Origin of the sequence: Streptosporangium sp. NPDC006007, from assembly GCF_040614315.1 — a bacterium.
Classification (GTDB): domain Bacteria; phylum Actinomycetota; class Actinomycetes; order Streptosporangiales; family Streptosporangiaceae; genus Streptosporangium.
Genome location: NZ_JBEXUG010000003.1, coordinates 171,843 through 192,341, shown reverse-complemented (window position 1 = coordinate 192,341; position 20,499 = coordinate 171,843). Strand labels below are relative to the sequence as shown.

Sequence of the window (20,499 nt, the reverse complement as noted above, 5' to 3'; positions counted from 1 at the left end):
CACCCGCTCAGCACCCGCTCAGCACCCGGGGGAGCCTATCCGGCGCTAGGTGCGAGGTCGGGGACCCGCTCAAGGTCACCGGTCTCCCCGGCGGCCAGGGCGCGGCGGCCGAAGAAGATCACATAGGCCAGGAACGCCGCCTCGGCGACCACCCCGATGCCGACGCGCGCCCAGGTGGGCAGGCCCGAGGGGGTGACCAGGCCCTCGATGAGCCCGGAGACGAACAGCACCACGACCAGGCCCAGCGCCACGCTCATCACCGCCCTGCCCTGCTCGGCGAGGGCCTCGGTGCGTTTGCGGGGGCCGGGGTTCACCGCCGTCCAGCCGAGGCGCATGCCGACGGCCGCGGCGAGGAAGACCGCGGTCAGCTCCAGCAGGCCGTGCGGGGTGATCAGGCCGAAGAAGATGTCCAGCTTGCCGCGTGAGGCCATCAGCCCGGCGGAGACGGCCACGTTGGCCGCGTTCTGCCACAGGATGTAGGGAATCGGCAGGCCGAGCAGGACGGCCATGGCGATGACCTGCATCGAGACCCAGGCGTTGTTGACCCAGACCTGACCGGCGAAGGAGGTCCCCGGGTGCTCCGAGTAGTAGTCGGCGAAGTCGTGGTCGACGAGCTGAGTGATCTCCTCCGGCGTGCCGACCGCGGCCTGGACCGCGGGATCACCCGCCACCCAGACGGCGACGACCGTGGAGACCACGAGGAACGCGGCGGCGGTGGCGAGCCACCACCAGCGGGCCCGGTAGGCGACCACCGGGAAGGAGACCGTGAAGAAACGGATGAACTCCCGCCAGGCGGGGGTGTGGGCACCGGTCACCGCCGAACGCGCACGGGCGACGAGCGCCGACAGACGTCCCACCAGGATCGGGTCGGCCTGCCCCGAACGCACGATGGACAGGTGCGTGGCGACCCGCTGGTAGAGGTCCACCAGCTCGTCGACCTCGGCGCCGTCCAGCGACCTGCGACGCCGGATCAACTCCTCCAGGCGATCCCAGGCCGGGCGGTGCGCGCTCACAAAGACGTCGATGTCCACCCGGAAAGCGTAACCACATCCCCGATTTCCCCGCCCCCACCGGACCGGGCCCGCCCGGCACCGGTCAACCAGGGCTGCGAATATCCCTGTTCCCGAATAAAGTGGGGAACTCTCCGGGGCACCAGACGATGCCCTGGAGCCCATCTCCGCCGCCGGGCCGTCTTCGGGTGGATCATCGGGTCGAACACCCGGCGAACGGATGCCACCGGGAGGCGCTCACCGCATTCTCACTGTCAGGCCGCCCCCTTGGCCGCCACTGTCAGGGCGCGTAGTTCCCGGGCGGCGGGCAGGGTGCGGGCCCGCTCGGGGAGCGCCTCGATGACGTGACCGATGATCCGGCGCCGGTAGGGGGTGATCGGCGGCCCTTGAACGCCGGTGAGGGCATGGTCGAGGCCCTCGGAGACCTCGCGTTCACGGATCAGGCTGTGTGCCCGGATGAGCCGGAGATTGGCGATGCCGTGGACGAGCGCGGGCGAATAGAGGGCGTACGCGCGGTCCGCGGCGCGTACGGCCTCCCGGGTGTCGCCCAGCAGGGCGAACACCTCCGCCTCGGTGAAACGCAGCGCTCTTTCGGTGAAGCCCCAGTAGGTGAGCTCGTCGGCGGTGGCGCGGTCCGGCAGCCGGTCCCATGTCGTCCGGAGATCATCCAGCGCCGTACGGGCCGCCGCTCCGTCGCCTCCCCACTCGGCCGACTGCGCGGCGAGCATGGTCGCGCGGGCCGCGTAGGTACGTGCGAGCGCGGCGCTGGGCACGCCGCCCGAGATCCGTATGGCGTCATCGAGCAGACGGAGGCTGAGCTGGGGAGGGTGACCGGAGGCGAACGAGTTCCACGCCTCCGAGGCGCGCACCGACACCCGCAGATCACGATCCCCGGAGGCGTCGGCCGCACGACGGGCGGTCCGCTGCGATCGCCGCGCCTGGCTCGTGGCACGGATGTGGGTGAACTCCCCCGAAAGGGTCTGGGCGAGCGAGACGGTAACCCGCAGCAGCCCGGCACGGGCGGACGGCGAGGTGGTGCGGTCGAGCAGCCGTCCGACTTCGGCGATGTCGGCTGTCAGATCGCCGACGAGCGCGCCGAGCGGCCCGGTGTTGGTACGGAAGCTGTACTCCCAGGCGATCCGCTCCCAGTCACCCACTCCGAGATCTTCCCGATCGCCGATCACACGGTCCACCCCGGACAGGATCGTGTCGAGCGCGTTCGGGGGTGTCAGTGCCCCGGCGCCGAACAGGGAGAGAAACTGCATCGCAGTGCGGCGGTCCATTGCGCCTCCATCGAATGCGTCCCAGTTCAATCTACCCTCGGGCCACCGTCCCCGATCGGAAACACCCGGTGGGAAGTGGGCGAGCGCCGCGAGCAGCGGCTCGATCACGGCCGCGCCGACGTGCCCGTACAGCGAGGCGGCGGATAGGACGGACATGACCGGCGGGGGCGGCGCCGAGGGCGCGTTCCCGGCGGCGAAGAGGTCCGCCTCGGCGACCCCGAAGGCCTTCGCGAACAACCGGGGATAGGGCTCGCTCGGCCGGTGCTTTCCGGCCTCCCAGGAACGGACCATACGGGTCAATGATTCGCGGGTCGGCAGGCGAGCCCGAGTGTGGTCGCTCGCCGCCTCGGCCAGGCGCCGGGTCATGTCCTTCAGGGACCACTCACGCGCCTGCCGCTCGGCACGCAACCGGACGGCCCACACGGGAAGATCGCTCATGTTCGCGCACCTCATGGGGGAAAGCAGGGGGCATCCACCAACACTCGAAGTATTCCTCCGTAATGGAGCGATCACACGGTGTTCCGTTAGATTTGCCCGGTGAAAAAGCGGATGAAAAAGCGGATCCGCCCGGCGCCCACCGCGTCCGGACGGATCCGTGACCGGGAAACGCCTCCCGGCCCCTTTTTCCGGGTAACCGTCATGGCCCTGGGCTCCGGTCGGTGTGATGAAGTGAAAACCGGTTCTCGTGCCACTGTTCCTCATCGGGGTCCAGGGACCCCGCAACATGCCGAAGAACGCCTCGTCCTCATCCGTCGCCTGTCCTCATCCGTCATCGGCGAGGACCCTTTTCGTCTCTCTCGACCCACGAGGTCCCTGTTAGGTTGAGGGCGGAGCGCGAATCGCGGAGATCCGGTGGAATCGATCGGCGACGGCCGGTGCCACCGGGAAGGTGCGGCATGACCGAGCAGCCGAGCATAGGTAGGGTGCTGGTGTGTCCGATGTCGTAACCGGTGAGGCCGTTGTGGTCGAAGTCCGGATCGCCCAGCTGCCGAGCAGAGCCGCGGCGCTGCTCATCGACATGCTGGTCCAGCTGGTGGCGCTGTTCGGCGCGTTCCTCCTGCTCGGCGCCCTCGCTTCTGACCTCGACATGGCGCTGACCACGATGATCTTCATCGTGTTCACGGTGCTCGTGATCGTCGGCTACCCCGTGATCTTCGAGACGCTCTCGCGGGGCCGCAGCCTGGGCAAACTCGCGCTCGGGTTACGGGTGGTCAGCGACGACGGAGGCCCCGAGCGCTTCCGGCAGGCCCTGTTTCGCGGGCTGGCGGGCATGCTGGAGTTCTGGATGCTCAGCGGCGCCCCCGCGCTGATCAGCTCGTTGATCTCGGAGCGCGGCAAGCGGCTCGGCGACATCTTCGCGGGCACCATCGTGATCTCCGAGCGCGGTCCCCGGCAGTACGGCCCGCCGCTGGAGATGCCGCCGCAGCTCGCCGCGTGGGCGGCGACGCTGGAGCTGTCCCGCCTGCCGGAGGGGGTGGCCGCCACCGCGAGGCAGTACCTCACCCGCTGGCACGACCTGTCGCCCACCGTCCAGCACGAGATGGGGGTGCGCATCTCCACCGAGATGTCGGCCTTCGTCTCCCCTCCCCCACCGCCCGGGGTGCCGCCGTTCGCCTACCTGACCGCCGTGCTGGCCGAGCGCCGCCGCCGCGATCACGTACGGCTGGCGCAGCAGACCGGCATGGGGCCGCCCGCCCAGCAGTGGCCCGGCCAACCGGCGCCCTACCCACCCCGGGGGTACGCGCCGGCCTACCCGCCAGAACAGCCGCCCTACGCGTCGCGCCCCCACCCCCAGTCGCCCTACGCGCCCCCGGGGTACGCGCCACAGCCACACCCCCAGGTCCCGCAGGTACCCTACCCACCGCAGCCCTACCCGCCCGGTCCCATGACCGCGCCGCCCACGCCACCGTCACCGCCTCCCGCGCCGTCCCCGTCATCCGAGACGGCTCCGGTCACCCCGGGCGGTTTCGCCCCGCCCGCCTGAGGTCCGGGCGCGCCCAGCGCCGAGGTCCGGGTTCGCGCCGGACCAAGGGACGCACGCCGTACGGGCGCAGCGGATCACCGTGGACACCGCCGGCACCCTCAAACATCGGATGGTGCCTCGGATCCGGTCGCCCGGTGAGTCCCGCGAGGCGGAACATCGGATGAACGGCGACGCACCGGCACCCGGCGGACACCGGAGAAGGCGGCGGAACGGGCCCGCCGCCTTTTCGGATGCCTCGCGGGCAGGGGGTCAGTCGTCGTGGCCGTGGCCGTGGTAGGACGCCTGGGTCTGCACGTTCAGCCGGTCCAGGTGAACCCGCCTGGCCGGGTCGGTACGGGGGTCACTGATCTTGAGGACGTCGAGTCCGTGGTGGAAGTCGCTGCCGTAGATGTAGCCGTTGTAGTAGTAGGCCGACCAGATGCCGCCCCTGTTTCCGTTGGGCTCGGGGCCGCGCTCGAAGAAGCCGATCTCCTTCGGGTCGGCGGAGTCGGTGAAGTCGATGATGGAGACGCCGCCCTGGTACCACGCCTGGACCAGGATGTCGCGGCCTTTGACCGGGATCAGCGAGCCGTTGTGCGCGACGCAGTTCTCGGTGTCGGCCTGGTAGCGGGAGATCTTGAAGTAGCTCTTGAACACGAGCCCGCCGCCGGTGATGTCGTAGATGGCGTCGGCACCGCGGTTGGGCCCGGTGGTCTCATTGCAGGTGGCCGCGCCGCCGCCCCCGAGCTCGTCGGTGAAGATGACCTTGGTGCCCTCGTTGTTGAACGTCGCCGAGTGCCAGAAGGCGAAGTTCGGGTCGGTGACGCGGGCCGTGACCACCGGGTTGGCCCGGTCGGAGATGTCGAACAGCACACCGTCACCCATGCAGGCGCCGGCCGCGACGTCCCTCTCCGCGTAGACGGTGATGTCGTGGCAGCCGCTGGTGGGTATCAGCAGGCCGGGCTGGGTCTCGTTGCCGCCGTCGGGGAAGACGACCGGGGTGCTGACGACCGCGGCGTCGGTCGGGGCGCGGAGCGGCACCTTGATGATCGAGATCTTGTCGTGCGGCGGCGCGCAGTCGGGGAACGTCGCGTTCGGGTTGTAGGAGGAGACGTACAGGTAGACGTTCCGCCGGTCCCTGCCCTTGCCGGGAACGAGGGTCAGGGTGTGCGAGCCGCAGTTGGTCTCGACAGACTTGATGTACTTCGGACTCTTCTTGTCGGTGATGTCGAAGATCCGGACGCCCTCCCACGACTCCTTGATCGACGCGCTCTGCGAGGTGCTGTTGCAGGAGTCGTCGCTACGGGAGGAGTCGACCGCGGTGAACAGCAGGTTCCCGTAGACCGACACGTCCATCTGGGAGCCGGGGCAGATGACGGCGCTGACGGCCTTGGCCTGCTTCGGGTTCTCGATGTCGTAGATCGAGAACCCGCCGTAGTTGCCGACGTAGGCGTAGTCGCCCTGGAAGGCGATGTCGGAGTTGATCGTGCTTCCCAGCCCGATGGGCTTGGGCACGTTGGTCACGTGCGACACGTTCGGGCTGGTGACGACCTGTCCCGGCGGCGGGATGTCGGCGGCCTGGGCGGGCGCCGTGGCCATCGCCATCGCCACCGCCGTCGCGACCGCGCCCATGACCAGGAACCGGCCGCCCAGGCCCTTCCCGAGAGGAGATACCACTACGAGCCTCCTTCCCCATGTGCCATGAAAGTCACATAAACGACTAAATGGTTCACCTCAACGGGGGATCGGACAAGCTGTCATAGTGTCAGTAAATTTTTCCGATATGCGGCCTTTACCGGGTTTCCCGGAGAAGGTTAAGGTCTTCTCTCACCGGAGTGTGAAAAAGGAGGCCTGGTGCGCGTAGCACCCGTTCTTGTCGTCCTGGCCGGCCTGTCCCTCAGCGCGTGCGCCACCGACCCGGCGCCGCCCTCCGCGGGCTCCATCGCCCCTGTCATCGTGCCCGGGAGGCCGGGCGAGCCGGCCAGGACGATCGGTCCGAGCGAGGCCGCCACGGCCGTGCCGACCCCCACGGCCAACGCGGCGGACGTGAGATACGTACAGGACATGATCGTCCATCACCGGCAGGCCCTTGACATGGCGATCCTGGCTCCGGCGCGCGCCGGCACCCCGAGGCTGAGAAGCCTGGCCTCGCGCATCAAGGACTCCCAGCTACCGGAGGTCCAGGTCATGACCTCCTGGCTGCGGGAGCAGGGCCAGCGCCTGCCGGACCATCACGCGGGCCACGCCGGCATGCCCGGTATGGCCACCCCCGAGCAGATGGAGACCCTCGCCGCCGCCTCGGGCGGGGAGTTCGACCGGCTCTTCCTCCAACTGATGATCACCCACCACCGGGGCGCGCTGACGATGTCCGAGCAGGTGCTGACCGCCGGCTCACACCTGAGGATCGAGGAACTGGCCAACGAGATCGCCGCCACCCAGGCCGGTGAGATCCGCCGGATGCTGGAGATGCGGACGGCCGCCTGAGGGCTGCGAGAGGCCTCACCGCCGGCAGGGGTCCGGGCCGGGTCCGGACAGGTGGGCGAGGCGGTCGTCGTCGAGCGGATCGGCGGCCTCCGGACGACCCCCGCAGGCGTCGGGCCCCTGCGCGTGATCGCCACCCGGCCGGGCCTCACCCCCGGCGTCCACCCCGGATACCGGCAGTCACCCGAGGGAACCCCCCGCCCTCGGGCGGGAGAGGACGTCAGGAGCCCAGGCGCCAGGAGCGGAGGTAGCTCTCCTGCTCGGAGGTCAGGCTGTCCACCTCGATGCCCGCGGCGGCCAGCTTGAGCCGCGCCACCTCCACGTCGACCTCCTCCGGCACGTCGTAGACCCCCGGGGCCAGCCTCAGGCGCTCGCGGGCCAGCCAGGCCACCGCGAGCGCCTGGGCGGAGAAGGACATGTCCATCACGGCGGCCGGATGCCCCTCGGCGGCCGTCAGGTTCACCAGACGGCCCTCGGCCAGCAGCAGAAGCCTGCGGCCGTCGGCCAGGACGTACTCGTCGGTGTTGGGGCGCACCCCCGGGTGCATGGTCCCGGCGAGCTCGTCCAGCGCCCTGACGTCGATCTCGACGTCGAAGTGACCGGCGTTGGCCAGGATCGCGCCGTCCTTCATCAGCGCCAGGTGCTCGCCCCTGATGACGTCGCGGTTGCCGGTGACGGTGACGAACACGTCCCCCACCCGGGCCGCCCTCGCCATCGGCTGGACGTCGTACCCCTGGAGCGAGGCGTCCAGCGCCTTGACCGGGTCGATCTCGGTGATCACCACCCGGGCGCCCAGGCCCCTGGCCCGCTCGGCCACACCCCGGCCGCAGAAGCCGAACCCGGCGACCACCACGGTCTTGCCCGCCAGCAGGGTGTTGGTGGCGCGCATGATGCCGTCGAGGGTGGACTGGCCCGTGCCGTACCGGTTGTCGAACATCCGCTTGGTCCGGGTGTCGTTGACGGCGACGACAGGGAAGCGCAGGGCGTGCTCGGCGGCCATCTGCCGGAGCCTGATGATCCCGGTCGTGGTCTCCTCACAGCCTCCGGAGACCGTCTCCAGCAACTCGGTCCGCTCGGTGTGCAGGATGTTGACCAGGTCGCAGCCGTCGTCGACGACGAGGTCGGGGGAGATGTCGAGCGCCCGGTGGATGTGCCGGTAGTAGGTCTCCCGGTCCACCCCGGCCCTGGCGTGCACGGCGATGCCGTGGCCGCTCAGCGCCTCGGCGACGTCGTCCTGGGTGGAGAGCGGGTTGGAGGCGGCCAGCGCGATCTCGGCGCCGCCCGCCTTCAGCGCGCCCATGAGCACGGCGGTCTCGGCGGTCACGTGCAGGCACGCGGCGACGCGCAGCCCGTCCAGCGGACGCTCGGCCGCGAAGCGCTCCCCGATCGCGGTGAGCACCGGCATCGCCCGGGCCGCCCATCCGATCCGCCGCTCACCGGCGGCGGTCAGTGCGCTGTCCACGTCTCTCCCCGGATTGCCCGAGGTCCCCCGCGGAGCTCGCGGGGGCCCGGTGGAACGGTCGGTCAGTAGCGGTAGTGGTCGGGCTTGTAGGGGCCCTCGACGTCCACGCCGATGTACTCGGCCTGGGCCTTGGTGAGCGTGGTGAGCTTCACACCGAGCGCGTCGAGGTGGAGCCGGGCGACCTTCTCGTCCAGGTGCTTGGGCAGCACGTAGACGCCGACCGGGTACTGCTCGGTCTTGGCGAACAGCTCGATCTGAGCGATCACCTGGTTGGTGAAGGAGTTGGACATGACGAACGAGGGGTGGCCGGTGGCGCAGCCCAGGTTCATCAGGCGGCCCTCGGCGAGCAGGATGACGGCGTGGCCGTCGGGGAAGGTCCAGGTGTGGACCTGCGGCTTGACCTCCTGCTTCACGATGCCGGGGGTCTTCGCCAGGCCGGTGATGTCGATCTCGTTGTCGAAGTGCCCGATGTTGGACACGATCGCGTTGTGCTTCATCCTCGCCATGTGGTCGGCGGTGATGATGTCGAAGTTGCCGGTCGTGGTGACGAAGATGTCGGCGATGCCGACGACGTCGTCCAGCGTGGTGACCTGGAAGCCGTCCATGGCCGCCTGGAGCGCGCAGATCGGGTCGATCTCGGTGACGATGACCCGGGCGCCCTGGCCCCTGAGGGCGTCGGCGCAGCCCTTGCCGACGTCGCCGTAGCCGGCCACGACCGCGACCTTGCCGCCGATCAGCACGTCGGTGGCGCGGTTGAGGCCGTCGATGACCGAGTGGCGGCAGCCGTACTTGTTGTCGAACTTCGACTTGGTCACCGAGTCGTTGACGTTGATCGCCGGGAAGAGCAGCGAGCCGGCCTTGAACATCTCGTAGAGGCGGTGGACGCCGGTGGTCGTCTCCTCGGTGACGCCCTTGATCCGGGAGGCGATCTCGGTCCACTTCTTCTCGTCGGTGACGGTACGGCGGAGCAGGTCGAGAATGACCTTCCACTCCTCGGCGTCGTCCTCTGCAGCGGTGGGGACGGCACCGGCCTTCTCGTACTCGACGCCCTTGTGGACGAGCAGGGTGGCGTCGCCGCCGTCGTCGAGGATCATGTTGGGGCCGTCACCGCCGGGCCAGAGCAGCGCCTGCTCGGTGCACCACCAATACTCCTCCAGGGTCTCGCCCTTCCAGGCGAAGACCGGGACGCCCCGCGGGTCGTCCTCGGTGCCCGCCGGGCCGACGACGACGGCCGCGGCGGCGTGGTCCTGGGTGGAGAAGATGTTGCAGCTCACCCAGCGGACCTCGGCGCCGAGCGCGACCAGCGTCTCGATGAGCACGGCGGTCTGGATGGTCATGTGCAACGAGCCCATGATCTTCGCTCCGGCCAGCGGCCGGGCCTCGGCGTACTCCTTGCGGATGGCCATCAGACCCGGCATCTCGTGCTCGGCGAGCTGAATCTCCCTGCGCCCGAAGGCCGCAAGGGAAAGGTCGGCGACCTTGAAGTCCATGAATTTACCCCTCTGGTTGATGGTCTCGCTCGCCTCGCGCCCTCGCCGATCTCACGATCCTGCTTCGCTCCCGGGCAAGGCGGCCACTCCACCGGAAAAGTCGACGGTGTGAGTTTAGGTGGCCGACGCGGCGCGGCGCACCTTACGAACCGCTAATCTGACACAAGAATGTGAGATTCATCGGAAAGGTCGGAGAATGCGGATCACCGAGGCCGCCAGGCGGCTGGGCATGTCCCCCCGGATGCTCCGCTACCGCGAGGCGCTCGGCCTGCTCCCGCCGGTCAGGAGCCGGGGGGCGCACCGGCGGTTCGGCCCCGAGGAGCTCGCGGCCGTGGCCCAGAGCATGGAGCTGGAGAAGCGGTTCGACATCTCCCCCGCCGAGCTGTCCTTCGCGCTGCGGGTGCTGAGCGAGCCCTCGGTGGCGCAGGCCGTACGGGATCTGGGGCTGCGGATCGGCCGCGTCCAGGCCCCGCGCCGGGCGCTGGACTTCGAAAAGGAGAAGGCGCTGCGCCTGCTCCAAGGTCGCTCCTAGGAGTGACGACGCCTTATCCTCCTGATCGAGACAATTCCTCCATGGATGTCACCACCACGTTGAGCCGGGCCGAGAAGCGAATCTCGGCCTTCGACCTCCGGCGGGTCATCGAATCACCCCTCACGGACATCGTCGTCGCCGCCCTGCTCACGGGCTTCGCCGTGCTGGAGACCGCACCCAGGCCGTCATCCACGCCTACGAGTCGGGGCTGATCGTCCCGCACACCTGAGACACCCCGCACGCCGGCCGTCGCGGACCGCCTCCCCATGGAGGACCCCGCGGACACGGACGGCTCAGGGACCCTCGGGAACCTCAGAGGGAGCCGTTGACCCTGCTCTTGTCCAGATCCGGCTCCAGGTAGATGACGCGGGCCGCCGGCACGGCGGCGCGGATGCGCTGCTCGGCCTCGTCGATGCCCCGGGCCACCTCGGCCGCCGTCTCGTCGTGATCCACCGCGATCTTGGCGGCGACCAGGATCTCCTCCGGCCCCAGGTGGAGGGTGCGCATGTGGATGACCCTGGCCACCTCCGGCACTCCCTGGAGCGCGGTGACGATCTGCCTCTCGACCTCGGGGCCCGCGCTCTCGCCGATCAGCAGCGACTTGGTCTCGACCGCGAGGATGACCGCGATGATCGCGAGCAGGACGCCGATCGCCATCGTGCCGACGCCGTCCCAGACACCGTCACCGGTGATCACGGCCACCGTCACGCCGAGCAGCGCGAGGATCAGGCCGACCAGGGCGCCAAGGTCCTCCAGCACGATGACCGGCAGCTCGGGCGACTTGGACCGCCGGATGAACTGGACCCAGGACTGGTCGCCGCGGACCGCGTTGGACTCCTTGATCGCGGTGCGGAAGGAGAAGCTCTCCGCGACGATCGCGAAGATCAGCACCCCGAAGGCCACGATCGGCGTCTCCACCGGGCGCGGTTCGTGGATCTTGTGCCAGCCCTCGTAGAGGGAGAAGAGCGCGCCGATGGCGAACAGCACCACCGCCACCACGAAGGCGTAGAAGTAGCGCTCCCGGCCGTAGCCGAACGGGTGCTCGGCCGTCCGCTCCCGCTCCGCGCGCTTCCCGCCGACCAGCAGCAGCACCTGGTTGCCCGAGTCGGCCAGGGAGTGGATCGACTCGGCGAGCATCGACGACGAGGTCGTGACCAGATAGGCGCCGAACTTGGCCACCGCGATCGCGAGGTTCGCGGCCAGAGCCGCGATGATCGCCTTAGTACCGCCGCCCGCGCTCACGGCAGCCTCCACTCATATAGCGATAAAAGACGAGACAGGATACTAATGTGAAATTCTCGCCTTGAGTTCGGTGATGGCCGAAACCGGGGTCGGATCGACCCCGTACCCGATGGCGAGGTATGTACTCGCGTAGTCGCCCAACTCTATGAGGGTCGCGAGCCGCTCCAGCGGGTGCAGTCCCTCCGCGACGATCTGGGTGACCGGAACGCCCCGGTCCTCGGCCAGCCGTACGGACGCCTCGCGGCGCCGTATCACCTGGGGGTGCTCGTCCACGTCGCGCAGCACGAACAGCCGCAGCGACCGCCCCGCCTCGTCGGCGAAGATGTCCCGCCTGGCCAGCGGGCCGTCGAACGCCACGACCTGATTGTGGTTGGCCTCCGGGATCTCCCCCCAGATCGCGGGATACTTACCGTTCTCGTTGAGCTGGCAGGCCCACCGGTAGGCGGCGACGGCGGCCGGCGAGGAGGAGCCCCAGATCATCGGCACCGTCTCGGCCAGCTCCATGGCCAGCGACTTGCCCGGATTGATGAAGGACTCGCTCGTCGGGCGGCACCGGTGGGCGACGTCCTCCAGACACTCCGCCGTGGCCTCGAACACCTCGTCGTCCACCTGGATCAGGCCCAGCTCGGCGGCGGCGACCACCAGCGGGACCGAGAGCGCCCAGACGGCGGTACGCGGCTGCCCTCGGGTGACGACCGGCACGAAGGCCGCACCCGCCTGCCGGGCGACCGCGTGCAGCGGCGAGTCGGGCGCGCCCAGCACGAGCAGGCGGCACCCCCTGCGGACGGCCTCCATCGCCACCGCGAGCGTCTCCTCGGTCTTTCCCGAGCAGGACACCGCGATCACCAGATCGGTCCCGCCGACCCAGCCGGGCAGCCGGTAGGAGCGCACGGTCACGATCGGCAGCGGGACACCGTGACCGCACACCGCGTTGAGGATGTCACCGGCGATGCCGGAGCCGCCCATACCGGCGACCACGATGGACCGCGGCCGGCCCCCCTTGGCCAGCGACCCGAGGCCCGCCTCACGCGCGGCCCGGTGGGAGGTGCGGACCTGCGCCGCCGAGGCCGCCACCGCGCGGAGCATGCCCGACGGGTCGCCGTCGGCCAACCGGCCCTGGTCGTCGAGCCGATCGGGCTCCCAGCTCACGACTTCCGCGCCTCGTCGACCAGCAGCACCGGGATGTCGTCCCGGACCGGATACACCAGGCCGCAGGAGGGCGAGGTGCACGACAGCTCGTCCGTCTCCGGCTCGGCGCGGAGCGGGGACTTACAGTGCGGACAGGCCAGGATCTCCAGCAGCCAGTCGTCGATCTTCACTCGCTCAGCTCCTCACGACAGCGAGAACTTCGTCCCTGATCGCTGCCATCTGAATCTCGTCGGCCGCCTCGGCGTTCAGCCTGAGCAGCGGCTCGGTGTTGGACGGACGAAGATTGAACCACCATCCGGGGCCGGAGACGGTCATGCCGTCCAGCTCGTCGAAGGTGACGCCGTCACGGCCGGCGAACCTCCCGCGGACCCGCGCCGTCGCGGCGGCCTGGTCGGCGACGGTGCTGTTGATCTCCCCGGAGGCCGCGTAACGGGCGTAGTCCGCGAGGAGCTCCGACAGCGGCCGATCCTGTTCGCCGAGCGCGGCCAGCACGTGCAGCGCGGCCAGCATGCCGGTGTCGGCGAACCAGAAGTCCTTGAAGTAGTAGTGCGCGGAGTGCTCACCGCCGAAGATCGCACCGGTCCTGGCCATCTCCGCCTTGATGAAGGAGTGGCCCACCCGGGTGCGGATCGGACGGCCCCCGTGCTCGGCGACGATCTCCGGAACGCCCCGCGAGGTGATCAGATTGTGGATGATCGCGGCGCCGGGGTGCTTGGCCAGCTCGCGGGCCGCGACCAGCGCGGTGATGGTGGACGGCGAGACCGACTCGCCGCGCTCGTCGACCACCCAGCAGCGGTCGGCGTCGCCGTCGAAGGCCAGGCCGATGTCGGCGCCGACGTCGAGCACGGCCTTCTGCAGGTCGCGGAGGTTCTCCGGCTCGATCGGATTGGCCTCGTGGTTGGGGAAGGTGCCGTCCAGCTCGAAGTAGAGGGCGGTCAGCTCCAGGGGAAGCCCCTCGAACACCACGGGCACGGTGTGCCCGCCCATGCCGTTGCCGGCGTCCACCACGACCCGCAGCGGCCGGATCCCGGAGAGGTCCACCAGCGTGCGCAGGTGGTCGGCGTAGCCGCGCAGCAGGTCGCGCCCGGAGACGGTCCCGCCGCCGGTGCCACCGTCACCGCCGTCACCGCCCGCGCCGGACGTGAGCAGCGCGGCGGCCCGGTCGCGGATCTCGGCCAGCCCGGTGTCGCCGCCGATGGGCACGGCACCGGCCCGGCACATCTTCATGCCGTTGTAACGGGCCGGGTTGTGGCTGGCGGTGAACATCACGCCGGGCAGGCCCAGGCTGCCGCTGGCGTAGTAGAGCATGTCGGTGGAGCCGAGTCCCACGTTGATCACATCGGCGCCGCGTGAGGTCGCCCCCCGGGCGAAGGCCGCCGCCAGTGGCCCGGACGAGGCGCGCATGTCGTGCGCCGTCACCGTGGTCCGCGCCCCGGTCACCTCCACGAAGGCCGCGCCGACCGCCTCGGCGGTCTCCTCGTCCAGTTCATCCGGTACGACGCCGCGCACGTCGTACGCCTTGAAGATCTTGGCGAGGTCGCCCACTCCAGCTCCGCCCCTTTTTGTCGTCTCTGCTGGGCACAGCCTAGCCGGGTCAGCGGTCGCGCTGGGGCTGAGCGGAACGGAGCACCCGCAGATGCCCGCGGCGCCCGACCTCGACCCCCTGCCCCACCGGCTCGGTGCCGTTCGTCGGGGCGGGTCTGGCGGCCTCGCGAACCGCGTTGGCGAGGGCTTCGAGATCGTCGGTACTGGGTGATACGCCGTCCGTGGGAAGCCGGACGACCTCCCAGCCACGGGGTGCGGTGAGCCGCTCGGCATGCTCGGCGCACAGGTCGTAACAGTGCGGCTCGGCGTACGTCGCCAAGGGCCCGAGAACGGCGGTCGAATCGGCGTAGACGTACGTGAGCGTGAATACGGCGGGCTGACTACACGCGGTGCGGGAACAGCGGCGGACGGGGCTCACGGTGGGACCGTATCCGGTAAGCGTCCGAGGCGCCACTATCTGAGCGCTCTTAACGAGCGTGTCGCCACAATTCGGACACGTGTCCCGGCTTTGACCCGCCTGTACGGCTTACACCCGCCTGTAACGGCCCCTTCACACCTTCGCTCCGGGCGCGTCTAAGCTTGGCCCGTGAGCTCGGCATCCGGTAGACCTCGTCCCCCCCGCAGGCGCGACCGGCACGGTCGCGGTATGCGGGGTCCGCTGGCGCCCTCTCACGTGCCGATCGCCAAGTCTCGCAGCGAGCGCTTCGACGATCTCGTGCTGGACGCGGTGGACCGGCTCCGACCCCGCTGGAGCGACCAGCTGGCGGCCGTGGAGTTCGCGGTCGAGGACGTGCCCCCGATCATCGACCTGGGCGACGGCCCCGGGCTGCTCAGCGGCGGGCCCATCCCGTTCGGCCGGGCCGAGCCCGCCGCCGGAAAGCGCCCCGCCGTCGTGATCATCTACCGCCGCCCCCTGGAGGCCAGGGCCCGCGACCGCGATCAGCTCGGCGCGATGGTGCACGACGCCGTGGTGGAGCAGATCGCCGGGCTGCTGGGGTTGTCCCCCGAGTCGGTGGACCCGGGATACGACGGGGACGACTGACCGCCGACCCGCCCGCCCGAGCCCCCCGAGCCCCCTGCCCGACTCCCCCGGCCCCTGCCCCGGATTCCCGGCTCGCGGCCTCGTCCCAGCCCCGCCACCGGCTCCCGATTCCCGTTCGCGGCCCTGTCCCGGCTCCCGGCACCGGCTCCGGGTTTCCGTTCCCCGTCCCGGCCCTGATCCCGGTCACCGGCTCCGGGTTTCCGGCTCGCGGGACCCGGGAACACCGTAGCCATCCACGAGACTCCGGGTTCGCCGGCCCCGCCCCGTCCGGCCCTTCACGCCCAAGGGCGGCACGGTGGTCGCGGGCTCCGCACCCACGGGTCCCGTTCCCGTCCCGCGCATCGCGACTCAGGGCAGCACGGTGGCCGCGGACTCGGTCATCGGCGGGACCAGCGCCCAGATTCGGGCGGCGGCCAGCGGCTGGACGGTCAGCGCCAGCCCGCGTTTGATCCGCTCGTCCATCACCCGCCCGCCGTACACCGGGCCGGAGCCGGGGAGCGGCAGCACCGTCACCGCGAAGGCGCCGTCCACCTTGGGCAGGCTGACCTGCCGGGTGCGCGCGGCGGCGATCTCCACCTCGAACGGCTCCGGCGCCGCCCCCTCGCGCGGCACCACCCGTACGCTCACCTTCCCCGCGCCCTCCGGCGCGGTCAGCAGCAGCCGGGAGCTCTTCTCCCCGCCGGTGCGGTTGTCGGCGACCATGCTGCCCAGGTCGATGGGGTCCGCCCCCGAGGTGAACGCCACATCGCTCTTCTTACCGGTCCCGGTGACGACCAGCCCGGCCACGATCGGGGCCTCCGAGGTGAGCATGAGCGCGGCGGGCCGATCGGCGAGGGCCTTCGACAGGTCGAGGACGGCGACGGATCCCGCGGCCACCTCGACCAGTTCCCGCCCCTTGAGCGCGTAGGTCCCGTCCGAGGTGAGCGCCTTGACCTCCACCAGGGTGCCGGCCTCGGTGACGGAGGCGACCAGCAGTTCGCGCCTGCCTCCGCCGCCGGGGACGCCCGGGACCACGACGCGGGTGGCCGGGGCCGTGGAGGCAGGCAGCCAGTCGACGCCCCGCCCGCCGTACATGATCGCCCGAGCCGCCGCGGTGACCCGGCCGGAGCCGGTGCGCACCTCGACCGCCATGACGAGCGGCGACGGGGCCAGGTCCTTGAGATCGATCGTACGGCTCTCACCCGGCTTGAGGATGATCGTGCCGCCGGAGTCGCCGACCACCATGCCCTCCCCGCCGTAGATCGTGATGTCCACGGCGGCCGGGGCCAGGTCGGGGTTGGCGAGATGGAGCGTGACGTCGGCGGCGGCGGGGCCCGGCCCGACCAGCCAGGTGCTCGCGGCCGGCTCCACGCACCGCACCCCGGCCAGTCCCCGGTGTCTGCCCGAGGTCTCCCTGCGGGTCTGCGCCGACTCCAGGCCCGCCGCCATGCTCCCGGTGGCGGTGAGGACGAGCGACCCCGAACCGGCGGGTACCTTCTCCCGCCGCAGGACACCCGGGCTCTCCAGGGTGGTGAGGGTCCCGCCGGCTGCGGCGAGCGTCGCGACACCCCGGCCGCCGTTGCCCGGCGGGGTGACGACACCGACGGTGGTGTGGCCGGAGTCGGGGCAGACGGCCGTCACCGAGGCGACGGGCACCTTCCGCAGCCCGGGGGCGGGGTCGGGCAGCGGCTCGGGCCTGGTCACGGAGGCCACGCCGTAACAGGCGAGCAGGGCCGCCAGGACCGGTCCGAGGAGACCGAACCGGTTCTCGGTCAGGAATTTCATCGGGTGGCGGGCTCCCTCACGGAGTCGGGCGTCTCGGATGAGGCACGGCCGTCGGCGTCGGCCCGCGAGCCGGGTGCGGCCAGTACCGAGACGATCAGCACCATCACGGCCTGGGCCCAGAGCCAGCGGCCGTGCCAGGGGTCGTCCGGTGCCGGGGACCCCGCCGCCGGGGACGCCGGGACCGCCGGAAACACCGGGGCCGCCGGGGAGATCGGGGGCACCGGGAAGGCCGGGGGCGCCGAGGACACCGGGGCCGCCGGAAACACCGGAATCGCCGGGGACGCGGGGACCGGCTGGGTCAGTCGCCACACGCCCAGGGCGCGGGACAGGCTCATCCTGGCCAGGGCCGGCTGGGAGTCCAGCGCGCGGCTGATCTCCGGGGTGACCGGCGGGCTCACCACGACGAACCGCACGCCGTAGGAGGCCAGTACCCGCGCGTCGTCACCGCCCCGCCCCGAGACCAGCCCACCCGCCGCGACGGCGACCCGCTCGCGGTCCTGTGGCGGCGTGAGGATGTCGGACTCGCCGATCAGCGGGGTACGGCCGCGCAGCACGGCGAAGCCGAAGCCGCTCTCCCCGGCGCGCAGGAGCAGGGTCCGCTCACCCCCGGAGGAGTTGACCGTCACCAGCGCGGGCAGCGCGTCGGGCACGTTCCCGCTGATCGGCCCCGCGACCCCCTCCCTGACCCAGCCGGCCGCCGCGAGCAGCGGCGTGGCGAGGGCGACCACCACCACGGCGAACGCGGCGATCCTCCGCGTTCCCCCGGCAGCCCGGAACTCGGCGACCCGGCCCGCTCCGAGCGCGGCGACCACGAGCAGGCCGACGGCGGCGAAGGCCAGCGGCACGCCCGGCCAGGCGGGAGCCTGGGCGTCGCCGTTCGGCGAGGTGACCGGGGTCCGGCTGACCAGGATCGCCACCAGCAGGCCGAAGATCGCGATCCCCCAGCCGACGGCGATGATCACGCGGTTGCCGCGCATCGGCAGTGTGGCCAGGCAGGCGGCGACGAGCCCGGCGGTCACCCAGAGCGGCGGCATGCCGGGGCCGCCGGGGCTGAGCATCAGCAGCGAGGGGACCGGCAGCGCGGCGTCGACCAGACCGGGCCGGTGCAGCCCGGCCTCCAGCAGCAGCCGGCCCGGACTACCGGCCACCTGGACCAGCCAGGGGAACAACAGCGCCACCGGGACCCCGAACGCGACGATCACCGGGACGGCGAGGCCCCTGCGGGGAAGGGCCAGTACGGCCAGCGCGCCGAGGGTCAGGGCGAGCGGGTACACGAGCGGGGCGAAGGCCGTGCCGACGGCCAGGAGCAGTCCGAGACTCCAGGCGGCGCGGCGTCCCCGGCGGCCACCCGTGAGCACCGCGACGGCCAGCGCCGCGTACCCGGGCAGCAGGACGAAGACCACGGCGGTGCCGAGCCGTCCGGCGGCGACCGCCCCGGCGCCGACCGGGAGGAGGGCGTAGCAGGAGGCCAGCCAGACGCGGGTCCACCGGCGGGGCACGATCGAGCGGGTCGCCGCGTAGGCGGAGAGCCCGGCCAGCGGCACGCAGCCGAGCAGAAGCACCCAGACCGCGAGCCAGGTCTTGCCGAACAGGACCGTGGAAAGCGCGGCGAGCACCGCGACGTAGGGCGGGGCCCATCCGTCACCGCCCAGCCCCGCCGGATGGTGGTCGGCGACGTAGAGGTCCCACAGGTCGGAGGAGCCGCCGATCACCGGGACGAGCGCGCCACCGCCCAGCCGCGCGCCACCGAGAAGGCTCCGTTCGGCGACCAGCGTGACCACGGTCAGGGCCAGGAGGAGCAGCGTTCCCGGATTGCCGAGGAGGCGCCGCACCGCTCCCGTGTCGGTGGGCGGTTCCTCGTCGTCCTCCCGCGGGGAGGCCGTCGCGTGGTGCCGGCCGGCGGATTCCGCGAAACCGCTTCCGGCCAGGTAGCCCTGGAACCGGTTGATCAGCCGCCGGTAGCCCGCGCCCGGTGGGGTGAGCAGCCTCGCGGCCTCCGCGCGGCCTTGTCCGCGGCCCCCGGCGCGGGCTCTGCGAGCCTTGAGCAGCCGGACGGGGTGGCCGAGCACCGAGCCGAGCGCGACGATCTCGTCCAGCGCGTCGGCGGGCTGTTTGGCGATCAGGAACAGCAGGGTGCGCAGCAGCGAGCCGGCGAGGTTGCGGACCAGCGCCCAGGGCAGCGACCTGAGCGGCAGGTTCGCCATGACCACGAAGACGGCGTTGCGGCGGTCCAGGCGGCGGGGGTGGTCGCCGCTGACGGTGATGCGGCGCCGCCGCCGGGCGGCCGCCTCGGCGTGCCGGGCGGCGGCGCCGGTGACGTTCCACACCCGGTATCCGGCGGCCCTGACGCGCCAGCACAGGTCGAGGTCGTCGCGGAAGATCGCCAGGAACGGGTCGAGTCCGCCCACCTCCTCCCAGACGTCCCTGCGGACCAGCATCCCCGCCGTGGAGACCGAGAGCACGTCCCTGACTCCGTCGTCGTGCTGGCCGTGGTCGAGCTCGCGCGCCTCCAGCCCGGTGTCCCTGCGGCCCGTCCGGCCGACGGTGACACCGACTTCGAGCAGGAACCTCGGGTCCAGCCAGTCACGGAGCTTGGGACCGAGCACCGCGGCCTTGGGATCCCGGTCCGCGGCCCGCAGCAGGGCCTCCAGGGCGCCGTCGTCCGGCGCGCAGTCGTCGTGGAGCAGCCAGATCCACTCCTGCCCCCCGGTGGGTCTCAGCCGGTCGAGGACCTCGGCGACGGCCTGGCCGAAGCTCGTCGAGCGCGGGAGGGTGAGCACGGCGTTGGGGCCGAACCTGCCGGTCAGCAGCGCGGCGCTGCCGTCGCGGCTGCCGTTGTCCACCCCGACGATCCGGTCCGCCGACCGGGTCTGCCGAAGGAGCGCGTCAAGGGTCTCCCCCAGCCAGCGGGCGCCGTCGTGGGACACGACGATCGCGGTGACGGTGGGAGGGGGGTGCGGGGAGTCGGTGCTGGACATACGTCCCGGGTTCAGGAAGGGCTGTTGATCGGCGACAACGATACGGCACCCTATGTCGGACTATGTCCGATGCACGAAAAATGGGTCACGTGACCGTCGGTCACGTGACCCATCGATATATGTTCAGGCGCCCTCAGTGGGCGCCCTGGACTGCCTTCTCAGATTCGTCAGACCGCCTCACGCTTGATCCTGCGGCGCTCCCGCTCCGAGAGCCCACCCCAGATGCCGAATCGCTCATCGTGTTCGAGCGCGTACTCAAGGCATTCGGCACGCACCTCGCATGAGCGGCACACCTTCTTGGCCTCACGAGTGGACCCCCCCTTCTCCGGGAAGAACGCCTCCGGGTCGGTCTGCGCGCAGAGCGCGCGTTCCTGCCAGCCAAGCTGCTCTTCAGCGATGCTGTCCTGTGCGATGACCAGGTCGGCCACTGCACACCTCCCTGCCGCCCGCCCGCATAATGGAGCCCCCCTATGAACGCCCCCCTCTTACCCACGCCAGAGGAAGGCGTAACAACACGTGTGTAATTACACGCGCGTGGCCTGTGTGACGTCAAGCGGC

18 protein-coding genes are annotated in these 20,499 nt (G+C 71.1%); 5 read left to right on the top strand and 13 right to left on the bottom strand.

The annotated features are described in order from the left end of the window. Positions 1-35 precede the first annotated feature (35 nt). Both ABZ194_RS03810 and ABZ194_RS03805 read right to left on the bottom strand, forming a co-directional pair. On the bottom strand, positions 36-1,031 hold the full coding sequence (locus ABZ194_RS03810; protein WP_355591956.1) for a stage II sporulation protein M: 996 nt from the start codon (positions 1,029-1,031) through the stop codon (positions 36-38). Positions 1,032-1,264: 233 nt separating this feature from the next. Beyond that, a complete protein-coding gene (locus ABZ194_RS03805; RefSeq protein WP_355591954.1) occupies positions 1,265-2,731 on the bottom strand; it encodes a hypothetical protein in 1,467 nt (488 codons plus the stop codon). Between the two features lie 493 nt (positions 2,732-3,224). Between ABZ194_RS03805 and ABZ194_RS03800 the strand changes: the two genes are divergently transcribed. Beyond that, positions 3,225-4,277, top strand: coding sequence for an RDD family protein (locus ABZ194_RS03800; RefSeq protein ID WP_355591952.1), 1,053 nt, complete (start codon positions 3,225-3,227; stop codon positions 4,275-4,277). 249 nt (positions 4,278-4,526) lie between these two features. Here ABZ194_RS03800 and ABZ194_RS03795 read toward each other — a convergent pair whose 3' ends face one another. After that, positions 4,527-5,861 carry a hypothetical protein gene (locus ABZ194_RS03795; RefSeq protein WP_355592180.1) on the bottom strand — a complete coding sequence of 445 codons (1,335 nt, stop codon included), beginning with the start codon at positions 5,859-5,861 and terminating at the stop codon, positions 4,527-4,529. Positions 5,862-6,110: 249 nt separating this feature from the next. Here ABZ194_RS03795 and ABZ194_RS03790 point away from each other — a divergent pair, with 249 nt between their 5' ends. After that, positions 6,111-6,740 carry a DUF305 domain-containing protein gene (locus ABZ194_RS03790; RefSeq protein ID WP_355591950.1) on the top strand — a complete coding sequence of 210 codons (630 nt, stop codon included), beginning with the start codon at positions 6,111-6,113 and terminating at the stop codon, positions 6,738-6,740. 217 nt (positions 6,741-6,957) lie between these two features. Here the strand turns inward: ABZ194_RS03790 and ABZ194_RS03785 are convergent, their stop codons facing one another. Both ABZ194_RS03785 and ahcY read right to left on the bottom strand, forming a co-directional pair. Then, on the bottom strand, positions 6,958-8,199 hold the full coding sequence (locus ABZ194_RS03785) for an adenosylhomocysteinase (RefSeq protein WP_355591948.1): 1,242 nt from the start codon (positions 8,197-8,199) through the stop codon (positions 6,958-6,960). A gap of 62 nt (positions 8,200-8,261) precedes the next feature. Further along, positions 8,262-9,689, bottom strand: a complete 1,428-nt coding sequence (ahcY, locus tag ABZ194_RS03780; protein ID WP_355591946.1) for an adenosylhomocysteinase — start codon at positions 9,687-9,689, stop codon at positions 8,262-8,264. Positions 9,690-9,885: 196 nt separating this feature from the next. Here ahcY and ABZ194_RS03775 point away from each other — a divergent pair, with 196 nt between their 5' ends. Next, positions 9,886-10,221, top strand: a complete 336-nt coding sequence (locus tag ABZ194_RS03775; RefSeq protein ID WP_355591944.1) for a MerR family DNA-binding transcriptional regulator — start codon at positions 9,886-9,888, stop codon at positions 10,219-10,221. A 41-nt stretch (positions 10,222-10,262) separates the two neighbouring features. Further along, positions 10,263-10,433, top strand: a complete 171-nt coding sequence (locus ABZ194_RS03770) for a hypothetical protein (protein ID WP_355591942.1) — start codon at positions 10,263-10,265, stop codon at positions 10,431-10,433. Between the two features lie 100 nt (positions 10,434-10,533). On the opposite strand, the gene ABZ194_RS03765 is transcribed toward ABZ194_RS03770, so the two are convergent. Genes ABZ194_RS03765 through ABZ194_RS03745 form a run of 5 tightly spaced genes read right to left on the bottom strand, consistent with a single transcriptional unit; the run spans position 10,534 to position 14,575 of the window. After that, positions 10,534-11,463, bottom strand: a complete 930-nt coding sequence (locus tag ABZ194_RS03765) for a cation diffusion facilitator family transporter (protein WP_355591940.1) — start codon at positions 11,461-11,463, stop codon at positions 10,534-10,536. A 42-nt stretch (positions 11,464-11,505) separates the two neighbouring features. After that, positions 11,506-12,612, bottom strand: a complete 1,107-nt coding sequence (locus tag ABZ194_RS03760) for a bifunctional phosphoglucose/phosphomannose isomerase (RefSeq protein ID WP_355591938.1) — start codon at positions 12,610-12,612, stop codon at positions 11,506-11,508. Further along, positions 12,609-12,782, bottom strand: a complete 174-nt coding sequence (locus ABZ194_RS03755) for a Trm112 family protein (protein ID WP_355591936.1) — start codon at positions 12,780-12,782, stop codon at positions 12,609-12,611. Before ABZ194_RS03755 ends, ABZ194_RS03760 begins: the two co-directional genes overlap by 4 nt. Before the next feature lie 4 nt (positions 12,783-12,786). Next, positions 12,787-14,157 carry a phosphomannomutase/phosphoglucomutase gene (locus ABZ194_RS03750; RefSeq protein WP_355591934.1) on the bottom strand — a complete coding sequence of 457 codons (1,371 nt, stop codon included), beginning with the start codon at positions 14,155-14,157 and terminating at the stop codon, positions 12,787-12,789. A 49-nt stretch (positions 14,158-14,206) separates the two neighbouring features. After that, positions 14,207-14,575: a DUF3499 domain-containing protein gene (locus ABZ194_RS03745; RefSeq protein WP_355591931.1), complete on the bottom strand. Its 369-nt coding sequence runs from the start codon at positions 14,573-14,575 to the stop codon at positions 14,207-14,209. Between the two features lie 228 nt (positions 14,576-14,803). Between ABZ194_RS03745 and ABZ194_RS03740 the strand changes: the two genes are divergently transcribed. Next, positions 14,804-15,199 carry a metallopeptidase family protein gene (locus tag ABZ194_RS03740; protein ID WP_355591928.1) on the top strand — a complete coding sequence of 132 codons (396 nt, stop codon included), beginning with the start codon at positions 14,804-14,806 and terminating at the stop codon, positions 15,197-15,199. A 348-nt stretch (positions 15,200-15,547) separates the two neighbouring features. On the opposite strand, the gene ABZ194_RS03735 is transcribed toward ABZ194_RS03740, so the two are convergent. From ABZ194_RS03735 to ABZ194_RS03725, 3 genes are all read right to left on the bottom strand, one after another. Further along, positions 15,548-16,963, bottom strand: coding sequence for a DUF5719 family protein (locus ABZ194_RS03735; protein WP_355591925.1), 1,416 nt, complete (start codon positions 16,961-16,963; stop codon positions 15,548-15,550). Continuing rightward, complete coding sequence (locus tag ABZ194_RS03730) at positions 16,960-19,941, bottom strand: glycosyltransferase (RefSeq protein WP_355591922.1); 2,982 nt, start codon at positions 19,939-19,941, stop codon at positions 16,960-16,962. Before ABZ194_RS03730 ends, ABZ194_RS03735 begins: the two co-directional genes overlap by 4 nt. 167 nt (positions 19,942-20,108) lie before the next feature. After that, positions 20,109-20,369 (bottom strand): WhiB family transcriptional regulator, encoded by a 261-nt coding sequence (locus ABZ194_RS03725; RefSeq protein WP_012888122.1) that lies wholly within the window; start codon positions 20,367-20,369, stop codon positions 20,109-20,111. Positions 20,370-20,499 lie beyond the last annotated feature (130 nt).